Here is a 13,552-nt window from a genome sequence, read left to right as displayed (position 1 = left end):
TTGGGCACGGTGACTACAGCGCTCGGCGCGGCTGATATTAACATTGCCTATATGCACGTGGATCGCAAAGGCCGGGATGGTGAAGCACTTACTGCCATCGAAATGGACAGTCCTGCTACGCCTGAATTAATCGCGAAGCTGCGGTCCTTACCACATATGTACGAAATTAAAATGATTCATTTGAAAAAAGGAGCTGAATCTGATGCGATTTACCCATTTGCATGAAATCAGTGCTTTATGTGCTGAGGAATCCACCACGATTGGCCGTCTGATGATTCAAGAGCAGGCACAGGAGACGAACACTCCTGAGGAAGAAATCTTCCGCCAAATGTCTGATTATTATCAAGTGATGAAGGAAGCCGTTCATCGCGGTCAGACGCAAGATACTGTATCCCGCAGCGGATTGACGGGCGGCGACGGCAAGCGTCTGGCCGAATATTTGCGGGCAGGCGAAACCTGCTCCGGCGATGCCTCAGCGCTCGCCATGGCGTATGCCCTGTCCGTATCGGAGGTTAATGCGTCTATGGGTCGCATTGTCGCCACGCCCACTGCTGGCTCATGCGGAGTCATCCCCGGTGTGTTTATCAGTGCACAGGAGCGATTCGGCTGGGATGACAAGCATATGGTGCACGGCCTGTTCGCCGCTGGAGCAATCGGCTACGTGATCGCCAACAACTCCTTCATTTCCGGCGCGGAGGGAGGCTGCCAGGCTGAGATTGGCTCAGCCATCGGAATGGCCGCCGGCGCTATGGTCGAGCTGCGCGGCGGTACGCCTGAACAGGCCCTTCACGCCGTAGGCCTCGCACTTAAGAACACGCTCGGCCTGATTTGCGACCCCGTCGCCGGACTCGTGGAGATTCCGTGCATCGTGCGCAACGGGCTGGGAGCTGTCACCGCGCTTGCCGCAGCGGACATGGCCTTGGCAGGTGTGCGCAGCGCCATCCCGTCTGACGAAGTCATTGACGTGATGCTTGAGGTCGGCAGCGCCATGCCTTCAAAGCACCGCGAGACCGCCAAAGGCGGCTTGGCCCAGACGCCAACCGGCAAGCGTTTGACCGAGTCGCTCACACGCAACGCATCGACCAAGAAGAACAAGTCGTAGTTTTCACCGCTTCTCTAATATAAAAAGGGGTGTCCCACAGCCATTTTCATGGCTTTTGGGACACCCCTTTGTTCTTACTGAACGGTCACCTGTACCTTCGTCATTTTGCCTGCATATTTGACCGTGATCACGGCCTTCCCCTTGCCCTGCGCCTTAATATTGCCGTCTTTGACGGTGGCGACAATAATTCTGGACGAGGACCAGACAGCCGGTTTGGACACATCCTTTTCCGACTCATCCTTGTACGTGGCTGTAGCTGTCACTTTAGCTATCTGCCCAGCCTTCAAATTCAAGGCGACTTCGTCCGTTTGCAAATATTTAAGTGTATCTACATCCACAGGTACGCTGATCACCTTTCCGCCGAACTTCGCCTGAATGTTAGCTTTACCATAGCTGACCGCGGTAACCTGGCCTTTTTTAACTGTAGCTACTTTGTAATTGGATGTTTTCCATTCAGCTTGAGTTGTAACATCCTTTTCTTTGCCATCACTGGATTTAACAACAATCGCGATGGTTTTTTGATCACCGGATTTGAGTGATAACGAGACCGCATCTGCTTCAATCCTTTGTGCTACGTCCACTTCCACTGTAAACGTAATGGTTTGCTTACCATAGGAAGCTGTAACGGTTGCCTTGCCGCTGCCATTCGCTTTGATCAAGCCCTCGCTAACCTCGACCACCTTCACATTGCTGGTAGTCCAGGTGGCATCCTTGGTTACATCTGTTTTTGTACCGCCACTTTTGACGCCTGTTACCTTCAGCTGCTTCGTTTCCTGGGCACCGAGCGCAATTACACGTGAGTCGGTTTCCAACCGGTCTACCAAGCCCACTTGTACGTTGATCGTCAGTTTTTTGCCATTGTAGGTTGCTGTAATAACCGCTTTACCGGATGATTTCCCTGTAATCGTTCCTTTGGATACGGAAGCAATGTCTTCCGCACTTGAAGTCCATTCCGCATCTTGTGTCACATCTTCCTTACGCCCATCGGCATAAGTAGCGGTCAACGTTGCCGTATAGTCCTCATTAATATCAATTGTTGCTGTTTTGGAGGACAAAGCCAGATCACCAGGCACATTCACGGATACTGTCGCTGTGACTGTTTTACCGCCATAAGAAGCTGTGATCGTTGCCTCACCCGTTTTATAGCCTGTTACTTCGCCCTTGCTGACAAATGCAATATCCTCATTGCTGGACTTCCACTCTGCTTTGCTTGTAACATCCTCTTCCGCGCCTGTTACGTACGTAGCGGTCAGCTTGAGCTTTTTGGATTCCTTGGCATTCAGACTCAGCTTGTCCTCACTCAAATCCAGATATCTGGAAGTTTCGACGTCTGTCTTGATGGAAACGGTCTTATCACCATATTTGGCGGTCACTGTAGCTGAACCGGCTCCAATGGCCATAATCGTTCCTTTATTCACCGTCGCGATTTTCTCGTCGCTTGATGTCCAGGTAGCTTTATCCGTGATATCTGTTACCGTCCCGTCCGGGTAAACAGCAGAAACCTGAATTTTCTTGGATTCATCCAAACGGAGGAAAATATCGGATTCGCTGGCTTTCAGCTTATTCGTTTGGTCCACATCCACTGAGATTGTAGCGGTCATGGTACCATATTTACCTGTAATCGTCGCCTTGCCCGCGCTGTAGCCGGTAATAACCCCTTTCAGCACATCTGCCACGGCTGCATTACTGGAGCTCCACTCGGCAGACTCTGTAACGTCCTGAACCGTTCCATCCGGAAACGTCGCTGTCAGCTTAACCTTCTCCGTATCCTTCAACAAAAGGGAAACCTCTGATGGACTGACATCCAAACGCTTAACCTGTTCCACCTGCACGGCAATCGTTACGGTCTGTTGACCATATACGGCCTTAATGTTGGCTGTCCCTGCTCCCTGAGCAGTAACCAATCCGTTAACTACGGTTGCTACCTTCTGGTTATCCGAGGTCCAGGTAGCATCACCCGAAACCTGAGCTGTTGTATTATCACTGTAAGTCGCTGTCAGATCAATCTGCCCTGTGCCGTTTGAACGCAAGCTCAGGCTTTGTGCACTGGATGTCAGTGCCTTAACCTTTTTCGTTACATGTACCTGCACCGACTGTATCTTATCTTTATAGGTCGCAACCACAGTCGCTTCCCCTTCGCCCTTGCCTGAAACTGTGCCGTTATATACTGTAGCAATAGCTGTATTATCACTTTTCCATTCCGTACTTACGGTTACATTGGAAGTCGTCCCATCCGTATAAACAGCCGTAGCCGTCAACGCAGCCGTATCTCCCTGTTGCACAGTTACCTCGTTAGAGGAAAGGACAATCTTGGAAAGCACCAGATCAGCCGCGTGTGCAAACCCTGCATATGATGTAAAACTTGAGATCAGGATGACCAACGCCAGAAAACCAGACCACCTATTCTTCAAAATCTAATTCCCTCCCATTTCAAAACTTAAAATGAAGGATTCCGCAAAATCCTTATACCTACGTTTAATGTCGACATATGGAAAAGAATAGTTTAGGCTTTAAAGAAAATTTGGTCCTTATTAACTAGAATTGGCACTGACAAAGGTCAAACCGTTAAGTATAATCTCACTTTTACAAACAGCTGTAGGCTGCTGCACGAACTCTCAAATGGTGGTATTCCTCCATATTGGGATGAAGCTGATGCATATAAACGACCGAGAACTGCTCGCTCGGATCTATAGAAACCCAAGTGCCCGCTGCTCCCGACCAGCCAAATTCTCCAATAGAGCTGTTTGCATGCCCGGCCGCTTTATCCATTAGCGTGCGTACGCCCAGTCCGTAACCATAACCTGTATGATATGAATTCGTAAAATCGGATAATTGGTCTGTATTCAGATGATTTGTACGCATTAAATCAACCGTTTTTCTCCCCAATAGCCTCACACCGTCTACCATGTCGCCATTCGACAGCATTTGTGAAAATGTGAGGTACTCTTTGACTGTCGAATACAGACCTGCGCCTCCACTTTCATATATAGCGTCTGGCTGATGATATTCATCCAAAAAACCCTCTATTTTTTCAAGTTTCCCGGTGTCTGTCCGTTGATAAACGGAGGCCATGCGTGATGCAATATCTCCACGATAACGGTAGCCTGTATTGTTCATGCCAAGCGGATCAAATATTTCATCCTTTAGAAATTGCCCTAATGATTTACCTGAAATCACTTCAATAAGACCTGCAACAAGATCATGTCCATATCCGTATAGCCATCGTGTTCCCGGTTCAAAGGCAAGCGGAACCTCAGAAAGCGCTTTAATTTCTGTGCGCAAGTCATATTTCCCCTGCTTTTCCTTTAATGCTGTAATGACCTGCTGCATGGCTTTTCCTGTATCTGAAGACTCGGAAGCGTAAGGAAGGCCCGCACTCATATTGAATATATGCTTAATTAAAATGGGGTTTTCCGCCTTATCCACATAGGTGTATCCGTTGGGAGCGGTTTTGAATACATGCGCATCACGATATTCGGGTAAATATTCATATAAAGGCTCATTCAACAAAAATTGCCCACGTTCGTACAGCATAAGTGCAGCCGCACATACAACAACTTTTGTCATGGAAAACAAGCGATACACTGTATCCTCAGTGATTGGTTTTCGAGCCTCCAGATCAGCATATCCGTGATACCCTTCATACAACAATTGACCATTTTGTGCAATGGCACAGCCACACCCTGCCGGCCCATTCGCTACAAATTGTTGTAATAGCTGGTCTACCTTGTCAAAACGAGACATATTCATTCCTCCTGTTCTTCCTTCAAAAGAAACAAGCTTTCCCTCGCGCTCCAATCTCCTGTACCAACAAGCTCAACCTGTTTCTTTTCTACATTAACAGCTCTGCCACCGTTTCTTTCCAGCGATTTAGCACCGCTTCCGGCTCCTTGAGCCGGACCGTAACACCTGTCACAATATCTGCATATTGGGCCGAATCTTCTCGGGCTGCGAATACCTGTGCCGCAAATCGCTCACGTACGTGCTTGGCTCCGGGCAGCATCGGCAGATGCTGCAGTGACAGCCGTACATAATGCGCCTTCCCGCCGTTGAACACCGCAAGCGTTGCCTTCCCGGTACGGATCATGTTGCCCGTCGTGGTCGTCCCCGGCCATAGTGCCAGCCGCAAATTTTCCTCGTCCAGCGCAACAATCTCACCTACGCTAATCATTGCAACGTGCGGCCACTGATCCTCCGTGATTGTCAGCAGCATCATCGCTTCATGCTGCTTGTTCTCCAACGTCTTGCCGTCCAACAGCGTAAACAGTTCCTTGCCGATCCTTGGTATCTGCATTAAGTATAACCCCCTTTACATTCGGCCCATATACTCAAAATACCACAATTTACATCCAGTTACGAACGATCCTGTCTCCGTTCTGCAATCAGGGGTACGTGGATCGCATTCGGAATATCCCGGGGATCGACTTTGAACGCTGATTTATACTTTGCCGGATCGGTAATGCTATCTGGTTCCGAGGTTCGCCATGTGAACATACATACAGGACACAACAAAACCTCCCAGGCACCTTCAACCGGTGATTTGGAAACAACTTCTGAGCGATTGGACTCACAACGGGGACAAATATGCATCTGTCAGCACTCCTTTAATTTTTCTTTATTTTCAAACATATTTAACGAAGCATTTGGCTCAGCTTTTTCTCCCAATCTGCTACACCCAGCGGAGAATCAAGCGGCTGCGAGTAATGACCTCTAATATCCGGTGCTACAGGTGTCGTCGCATCTAGTATCATTTTGTGCGTCATACCTGCCGGATCGGAGCCGGGGTCAAGCGGCAAAACGGATAAGCCTGGAACTATGACAGCATCATGCTTCGGATGCAGCTTGGTAGATAAAGCCCACATGACCTGCGGCAGATTGAACGGATCGACATCCTCATCCACCACAATGACCAGCTTGCAATATCCCAATCCATGCGGAGTCGTTAACGCACGCATCCCCACAGCCTTCGCAAAGCCTCCATACCGGGTCTTCGTAGAAATAATAGCGACCAGCCCATGCGTATACATGGCATTAACGGCTACGATTTCATTAGGAAATGCATCCTTGAGCTGTTGGAACAACGGTACACTTGTATTTACACCAATCATATAGTCCGTTTCCGTCCAAGGCATTCCGATGTACAAATGCTCAAAGATGGGCTGCTTACGATGATATACACGATTAATCTGGATGACTGGCATCGCGCGACCACCGGAATAGTGACCTGTGAATTCACCGAATGGACCTTCATACTCCCGTACGCCCGCTAACACTTCACCTTCCAGAATGACCTCGGCTCCCCAAGGCAGATCCAAGTCCGCATCCTTGGCTTTAACCACACGGTAAGGCTCACCCTGAATGGCACCTGCCATCTCATATTCGGATTGATCGTATAGCAGCGGTGTAGAAGCAGCCGTCGTAATAACAGGCTCACATCCCAGGGCAATCGCTACCTTCAAATTTTCCCCGCGTTCCTCAGCCTGACGGATATGGATCGCTATATCATGCTGAGGTACAGGTTGAATGCCCAGGCGGTTTTTACCTTTCACCTGCATCCGGTATAAACCGACATTTTGCTTGCCATACGTATCCGGGTCATCCAGATCGCGCGAGATCAGAATAGCTTTATCCAGATAAAAGCCCCCGTCTCCCTGGTTCAAACGAAACAACGGCAAAATATCAAACAAATTAATATCTTCTGTAATCTCCACTTCATGAAAAGGAGCCGTTTCTTCCCGCTTCACAGGTACCGGAAATTGTTCATAGCGTCTGGCAAATTCAAAAAACTGCTCTTTGAGCGGAGTGTTCTTTGGCATTCCCATCATAAGAGCATGATTGGGCCAAGAGCCCATCACATTCATTGCAATACGAGCATCCGTATAGCCATAAATATTGTTGAAGAATAAAGCCGATGTCTTATCTCCAAGGTTGTTTAATGCTCTGTTTGCTGCTGCAATATCCGGCTCCGGCTTTACTTCATCACTAATCGTGAGCAATTGTCCCTCTTTCTCCAGAGTATGCAAAAAATCACGAAAATCTTTATAGGCCATCATTCATTCTCCTTTGTTTTTCAATTTTTCAATTTTGGTGTAGTGCGGATTCAGTCTGCTTCATTCCATCCCATCGTTTGGCTGCGGTTGTAACGATGTCGAACTGATCCAATGCGCGAAATACAATATGATCCACCATTTCTTCAATCGTTGCAGGATGGTTATAAAAGGCAGGCATCGGCGGCAGGATCGTCACGCCCATGCGTGACAGTTCCAGCATATTTTCCAGGTGGATACTGCTTAATGGTGTTTCTCTTGTCATAAGCAGCAGCTTCCTTCGTTCCTTCAGCATCACATCCGCTGATCGAGTGAGCAGGTTGTCCGCCATTCCAATGCGAATGGAGGCGAGCGTCTTCATGCTGCAAGGAGCAACAATCATACCGTCTATTCGGAAGGAGCCGCTAGAAATACGTGCAGCCTGATCCTTGTACGAGTAAACCACATCTGCCATCGCCTCCACTTCCTTTACCGTGTAGCCTGTCTCATAGGGAATATTCGCACTAGCCCATGGAGATAACACAAGGTGGCTCTGGGCCCCAGCCTCTCGTAAGTGCTTCAGTATACGGATACCGAAGATCGACCCCGTCGCTCCTGATATTCCTACAATGATTTTCTTCATGTGTCCCCTCCTACACTCCATGATCTCTGTTCTCTGGCAACGCTCTGCTTTTAGAAATTATATCCAATTCGTCTCCGTAAAAAATTATACGCCTCTTCTGTACACACGAAAAATATATATAATATATGTAATGCATACTTTAAAAGTATTCATGCTGAAGTTGTTCAGAAATGGGAGGTAGCCTAAATGGATATAAAGCATCTGCACTACTTTTGCGTCATTGTCGAAGAAGGACAAATCACAAAGGCTGCCCGAAGGCTTAACATGGCTCAGCCTCCATTAAGTCAGCAACTCAAAAATATGGAGGATGAGCTCGGTGTAAAGCTGATTTACCGTGAAGGAAAGAAATGGGAGGTAACTGAGGCCGGATACGCACTATACACCCGCGCCAAGCGATTATTGACCGAGATGGAAGACACCTGTAGAGAAATTGGTGAATTTGAATGCAATGTCACCGGTACTCTGTCCATAGGTACTTCATCGGTCTGTATGTCTCTGATTACCGGGCCTCTCAGTCGCTTTCATCAGGATTACCCGGGGGTGTACATCAAAATAGGGCATGGGGACACGCATCACCTGGAAGAACTGCTGCATCAAAATAAAGTTGATTTGGCCCTGCTCCTACTTCCGGTAGATGACAAGTCGTACCATACACTAGAATTAGAGGAGGCTCCTTTTGTCGTGGTACTTCCGTGTGAATGGGCTGATCGTCATCCGAGTGGTGAAATCACGTTACAGGAAGCCGCCAACTATGACCTCCTGTTGGCACGCCGAACGGAAGGGCTTGGGGTATACGAGACAGTGATTCGCAAATTTCAGGAGCAGCATCTTATCCCCCGTGTAGTACTGGATTGTCCTGAAATATCGACCATTCTCTCACTTGTATCAACAGGCATGGGCATTACTATCATTCCGGACACTGGCTTGGGACGAGAGTACGGCGACAGATTTCGTACACTAGCTATTAAGGAGCCCTTCCCTTTTACCCGACCAGCCGTCGTCTGGCGCAAGGATCGTTATTTGTCCAATGCAGCTCGCAAATTAGTTGAATACCTACAAGCTGGAGCTGGAAACACAAAAAAGACTGCTCCAGAGTAGAAGCTCCACTCACAGAACAGTCATATATTACATAGACACTCACTATTCAGATCAGATTGTATATCCCGTCCTACCTGACTCCCTGATGTCGATACTCTGTTGGAGTCATTCCACATTTGCGCCGGAATACTTGTGTAAAATGCCGCATATCCTGGTAGCCGATCCGCTCTGAAATATCAGCCAGCCGCAGATGGGGATCACCGAGCAGCCGTTTCGCCTCCTCCATCCGTAAACAAATGACATAATCCTTATAGCCTTGTCCTGTTTTTTGCTTGAACAACTGGCTGAAATAGACCGGGTTCAAAAAGACGACCGAAGCTACCTTTTCTAACGACAGCTCCTCCGTAAAATGAGCCTGAATATATTGCAATGCCACATCCACCGTATGCATGCCTTTACGAAGACATTCACCAGTGTCCGTCGCTGCGGCTGCAATCTCCTCTGTCGTCCGGCTTAGCCTTGCTACCTCTTCAGGTATGGCTGCAAAATTATGATGAACGCCTGAGCGCGTAATTTGCGGGGCCACCTCCACATAACGTTTCAAATGAGATTTGAGCAGCGTCTCCAGCCGTGCGGCCTCCGCTTCATCCTGCAGGCGTGCAATGCCCAGCAGGCTGTGGCGGTCGAGACTGACGACAAAGCCGTTGCCTCCCGCCTCAATGAGCTCGGACAGTACATTTTCAATCATAAAATGCTCCAGGTGCGTCTGCTTATGATCAGGCACCATGCGAACCATGAAGAGGTGAAATTCCGGATAATTTTCGATAAAGGGCTGTATATCCAGTTTTCCCGTGTCCAGTCCAAGTGCATAGCGTTGGAAAACAGTCTCACGCAAATAGACCATATTGGATTTGAGAAGTCTGCCCTCGTTGGCCTGCAGCGATGCAACAAGCGCTTCAGCCGCCAGCATTTCAATGCATTTCAGCAGCTTCTTTTTGCTGATTGGCTTTAACAGATAGTCTTTGGCACCCAGCTTCACTGCTCTTTGTGCATATTGGAAGTCGGAATGGGCCGAGAGAACAACCCACTGTAGATGAGGATGCTTTCGCTTGGAAATTCGCATGAATTCCAGACCATCCATGCCTGGCATCAGGATATCGGTCAATACAATATCGACGGGATGCTCCGCCAGGATGCCTGCAGCTTCCTCAGTGGAAGCTGCGAGATGAATGACACAGGTTGGCAGAGCCTGGCTAATCGTACGCCGAACCCCCTGCCGAATCATACTTTCATCATCAGCTATCAGAATATTCATTATTTTTCCTCCTTCTGTGTCAAAGGCACACTTACAGTGACTGTCGTTCCAGCCTCAGGTGTATTGGAGATCCGCAGACCGTATTCCTCTCCAAACATGTGCCGTAGTTTTAAATATAAGTTTTGCAAGCGATGCCTCCCGCCTGCTCGTTGCCCGACTGATTGCCGGGTTCTACCAATAATGCTATCTGGACCACCTTCCATCGCTCGTATTCCATCCCTGCACCGTTGTCGATGATGTGCAGGCTTAATGCTCTGTCAAGCCCCTCCCCTCAAACGAGCTGCTTGCCACCTGTATCCCCAATCTGCAGCTCCAGCCCTTGCTTCGCTGCATTTTCAATCAACGGCTGCAAGGTCATCTTTGGCAAACGGATATCCAGCCACCGCTCATCCATACTGATACCTACAGATACCCTGCCCTGCAGCCGGGCCTGAATAATGGTAAGACAATGACCAATCTGCTCCAGTTCTCACGAGGGCTTACATCGGCCCCCTCTTTCCAGCCAACATCCAATAAATCATATCTGACGTATCTTACAGAAAATGTGGACTAACCTGCATCTGTAGCCCATGGCAGCTCTGCGTTTTTTTTCACTGACTGATGTGATACGAAACAATTCGATCAGTTCTGCAATTTGTCTTACAATATGGTTAAAGGAAGTGACTAACTGTGTGATTACTTCATATGACTCGCTGTTTACTGTATGACGGAAATTTCCCGTCTCCCCGCTTCATTTCCCGAATGACGCGTTTGAACGTAGGTGAAATTCCTCTGAAGACGATAGATGGAATTAACGCGGACACAATAATGAATATAGGTGCTAAATAAGCAAATACCTTTGATTTTGCACCATCTCCACGTTCAAATCCTCGCTGAAGGCCACAATAAGACCGACTAATCTGCAAACAATAATTTGGAAGCGATTACAACTCTCTTCTTACCCCAATCTGCAAATGACATCATCCTCCGGTACCTGCTGCTACTACCGATCGGCCTGTGCTCATCCAGATTATAGAGCTGCCGTTCATACGCAACACAGGTCTGGTTTCCGCCTGATCAATGACAGAATGAAGATTCACACCCAGCCATGCGATTTTGCCCACTGACTTTCGAATTTTCTTATACCATTCCGTGTGTGTAATAAGTAATCAATGACATTCATATATGGTTACCGTAGTTGTATACCTTGCCTGAGTCCGTGATAACATGAATGCTGATCAGGTCCTCCCGCGAATAATAGGTAGCTCCCAACATATTCGTAATCATGCGTTCGTTGATGTAGCTAACAGCAGGCAAGCTACTCGAACAGCCCCGCTATCTGGGAAATATTTTTACGTGCCAGTTCACTGGCCTTACCATGGAACTGCACCGTAGTACAGTTGTAAAACAACAGGCTCACCGCCAGTACAATGCCGGACATGCTCAACAGGAAGAGAACAAATAAACGGTATTGAATGGATTGAAAACGGTGCAGCATTCCTCTGTGCGCTCTCTCGCCTTGGCCGACTATCCTTTAACTGCTCCCGCTACCATGCTCTTGGTAAACTTTTTGGACAAGACAAAACAAATAATAATGACTGGTAAAGCTCCCATGACCAAGAAAGCGCCAATATTATCGTAATTCACAGAACACGGGCTAACCAATGTATAGAGCTTTTCGAATGAGATAAAGCTAGAAGCCATAATGCATTCATTCCAGATATTAATGAAAGTTAATATACACACCGTCATGATGAGTGGAATCGAGATAGGTAAGATTACACTGCGGAAAATGCGATAAATGCTTTCTCCGTCAATGTGAGCGGATTCTTCAATTTCGTGGGGAATAGACCGCGTAAAGCCAGATAGGATGAAGACCGCAATCGGTGTCTGGAAAGCGATATGGGTAAAATCAGCGAGAAATACGTATTCAGAACATGGGCATTTTTAAAACATCACCATCAACGGCAGCAGTGTAGCCTGCAACGGAATCATCATCCTGGTCAAAAACATGGTCAGTACAGCAGCTCCGAAGCGCTAGCGAAAACGTATAATCGCATAAGAAGTCATTGAGCTTAATACAATGACGAACTTCATCGTAGCCCCGGTCACAGCACACTGTTTCCTAAATAACGCAGGTAGTTCCCTGATTGATAGGCTTCCTGATAGTTGTCCCACTGGGCACTTCAGGGAGTGCAATGAAGCTTGCGCTCCCTATTTCTTCATTCATCTTCAACGAGTAGACTAGTAGCCAGAAGAGCGGATACAGCTGCGTAATCATTAATATGGCCAATAGGGAAAAAACCACCGTTTTCTTTCATGACGTTCAACAGCCCCTTCTCCTTTAGCTTACCTTATTTTCGATCCGTTTGGAAACAAAATTTATCACAATTGTAAATGACAAGAAAATGATTTCAAGAATCGTAGCCAATGCACTGCCGTATCCGTCGCATGAGCCGGACCTCCACCCGTCATCACCCAGATCAAATTGAAGGATGCAGAGAACCGATAAAAGCTAATACCATGATATTCTAATTATCGGCAAAATGAGTAAAAATGTGATATATCGGCCTAATTAATTATTTTATATGAAGGGAGGCTCGGGTCAGGATTAACATTCTGGAAGGCATCGGTACACCCTTTGTTAAGGTGTCTCCTCCCTGGTTACCTGAATTCTCCGGACTTGCGCTCCGTCCATGAATACAGACTGTCAGTGTCAATGCCAAGGCGCTCCCATCACAATAGCAAGCGCTTACTTTTTTTGTTTGCCCATAATCTGTCTCATCCTCTTGTTGAAGCATTACGCAATTGTTCCCTTATCCGTGGACACTCAATGCACACTTTTTTTATCATGATGTAATCCATATAAAAGGCGTGAACAATGTGTGGACCTAAGGTGAAGGGGTTGTTTTTTTAGTCCTTATTTACGTGTTTTAAAATTTATTTATGCATAACTTGCAATTTATCTTGAACACAGGCATAATATGTTTAAGCTCATTATCTTGATAATGATTATCATTATTGAATGATAAATACACATAGACTTCAAAGGAGGCAGGACCGCAGTGAAAGAAGTTTTTAGCAAAACCTCCCTGCATATTGACGATTATTTGGATCTTCTTAATCTTGCCGTACAAGTTGGAGATAAAAAATGGCAAAAGGAAATTACACGTAAACTTCAAGCCTTAAGTGTTCTCCAGACAGAGCAAGTTGAAATAGATTAAGTGTCTCTCGAATAGTGCCATATTGTCGTTCTAGGGAAACCTGCAAGACACCACTTTACAAAGGACAACCAGGATGCTGTAAAGCTCTTAATCGGGAACACGATAAACTTGTGTATAAACGATAAATAAATCGGTCAAAATAAAAAAGCACAACCCATTAAGGGTGTGCTTTTTTATTTTGCTTGGCAACGTCCTACTCTCCCAGGACCCTGCGGTCCAAGTACC

General features: G+C 47.2%; 14 protein-coding genes and 2 pseudogenes. 4 read left to right on the top strand and 12 right to left on the bottom strand.

The window, feature by feature from the left end:
• Positions 1–225, top strand: a 225-nt coding sequence (locus WG8_RS02240; RefSeq protein ID WP_007428433.1) for an ACT domain-containing protein, incomplete at its 5' end; no start/stop codon positions are given.
• The gene (gene sdaAA / locus WG8_RS02235; RefSeq protein WP_007428432.1) at positions 203–1,102 is read left to right on the top strand and encodes an L-serine ammonia-lyase, iron-sulfur-dependent, subunit alpha; all 900 of its coding nucleotides are present in this window, start codon (positions 203–205) and stop codon (positions 1,100–1,102) included. The genes WG8_RS02240 and sdaAA, both read left to right, overlap by 23 nt.
• A gap of 74 nt (positions 1,103–1,176) precedes the next feature.
• On the opposite strand, the gene WG8_RS02230 is transcribed toward sdaAA, so the two are convergent.
• From WG8_RS02230 to WG8_RS02205, 6 genes are all read right to left on the bottom strand, one after another.
• The gene (locus tag WG8_RS02230; RefSeq protein WP_007428431.1) at positions 1,177–3,513 is read right to left on the bottom strand and encodes an Ig-like domain-containing protein; all 2,337 of its coding nucleotides are present in this window, start codon (positions 3,511–3,513) and stop codon (positions 1,177–1,179) included.
• Between the two features lie 172 nt (positions 3,514–3,685).
• The gene (locus WG8_RS02225) at positions 3,686–4,846 is read right to left on the bottom strand and encodes a serine hydrolase domain-containing protein (RefSeq protein WP_007428430.1); all 1,161 of its coding nucleotides are present in this window, start codon (positions 4,844–4,846) and stop codon (positions 3,686–3,688) included.
• 88 nt (positions 4,847–4,934) lie between these two features.
• The gene (locus WG8_RS02220; RefSeq protein WP_007428429.1) at positions 4,935–5,396 is read right to left on the bottom strand and encodes a pyridoxamine 5'-phosphate oxidase family protein; all 462 of its coding nucleotides are present in this window, start codon (positions 5,394–5,396) and stop codon (positions 4,935–4,937) included.
• 59 nt (positions 5,397–5,455) lie between these two features.
• Positions 5,456–5,692, bottom strand: a complete 237-nt coding sequence (locus WG8_RS02215; RefSeq protein WP_007428428.1) for a non-oxidative hydroxyarylic acid decarboxylases subunit D — start codon at positions 5,690–5,692, stop codon at positions 5,456–5,458.
• Between the two features lie 41 nt (positions 5,693–5,733).
• Entirely contained in the window at positions 5,734–7,152 is a 1,419-nt protein-coding gene (locus WG8_RS02210; protein ID WP_007428427.1) for a non-oxidative hydroxyarylic acid decarboxylases subunit C, read from the bottom strand.
• A 28-nt stretch (positions 7,153–7,180) separates the two neighbouring features.
• Positions 7,181–7,771, bottom strand: a complete 591-nt coding sequence (locus tag WG8_RS02205; RefSeq protein ID WP_007428426.1) for a UbiX family flavin prenyltransferase — start codon at positions 7,769–7,771, stop codon at positions 7,181–7,183.
• Between the two features lie 186 nt (positions 7,772–7,957).
• On the opposite strand from WG8_RS02205, the gene WG8_RS02200 reads away from it, so the two are divergent.
• On the top strand, positions 7,958–8,869 hold the full coding sequence (locus tag WG8_RS02200) for a LysR family transcriptional regulator (RefSeq protein ID WP_007428425.1): 912 nt from the start codon (positions 7,958–7,960) through the stop codon (positions 8,867–8,869).
• 70 nt (positions 8,870–8,939) lie between these two features.
• Here the strand turns inward: WG8_RS02200 and WG8_RS02195 are convergent, their stop codons facing one another.
• The 6 genes and pseudogenes from WG8_RS02195 to WG8_RS27705 all read right to left on the bottom strand — a co-directional run.
• Positions 8,940–10,124, bottom strand: coding sequence for a response regulator (locus WG8_RS02195; protein WP_007428424.1), 1,185 nt, complete (start codon positions 10,122–10,124; stop codon positions 8,940–8,942).
• A complete protein-coding gene (locus WG8_RS29280) occupies positions 10,124–10,252 on the bottom strand; it encodes a hypothetical protein (protein ID WP_256873768.1) in 129 nt (42 codons plus the stop codon). Before WG8_RS29280 ends, WG8_RS02195 begins: the two co-directional genes overlap by 1 nt.
• Positions 10,253–10,395: 143 nt before the next feature.
• Positions 10,396–10,518: a hypothetical protein gene (locus WG8_RS29275; protein ID WP_007428422.1), complete on the bottom strand. Its 123-nt coding sequence runs from the start codon at positions 10,516–10,518 to the stop codon at positions 10,396–10,398.
• Between the two features lie 903 nt (positions 10,519–11,421).
• A complete protein-coding gene (locus WG8_RS27710) occupies positions 11,422–11,601 on the bottom strand; it encodes a hypothetical protein (RefSeq protein ID WP_007428419.1) in 180 nt (59 codons plus the stop codon).
• Positions 11,602–11,630: 29 nt separating this feature from the next.
• Positions 11,631–12,372 (bottom strand): annotated as a pseudogene (locus tag WG8_RS26165) (carbohydrate ABC transporter permease).
• Positions 12,373–12,447: 75 nt separating this feature from the next.
• A pseudogene (locus tag WG8_RS27705) lies at positions 12,448–12,672 on the bottom strand (carbohydrate ABC transporter permease); the annotation flags it as partial.
• A gap of 496 nt (positions 12,673–13,168) precedes the next feature.
• On the opposite strand from WG8_RS27705, the gene WG8_RS27295 reads away from it, so the two are divergent.
• The gene (locus tag WG8_RS27295) at positions 13,169–13,327 is read left to right on the top strand and encodes a hypothetical protein (RefSeq protein WP_007428417.1); all 159 of its coding nucleotides are present in this window, start codon (positions 13,169–13,171) and stop codon (positions 13,325–13,327) included.
• Positions 13,328–13,552: the final 225 nt, after the last annotated feature.

This window comes from Paenibacillus sp. Aloe-11 (genome assembly GCF_000245715.1).
In the GTDB taxonomy this organism is placed as follows: domain Bacteria; phylum Bacillota; class Bacilli; order Paenibacillales; family Paenibacillaceae; genus Paenibacillus; species Paenibacillus kribbensis.
This window is presented reverse-complemented; position numbering and strand designations above follow the sequence as displayed.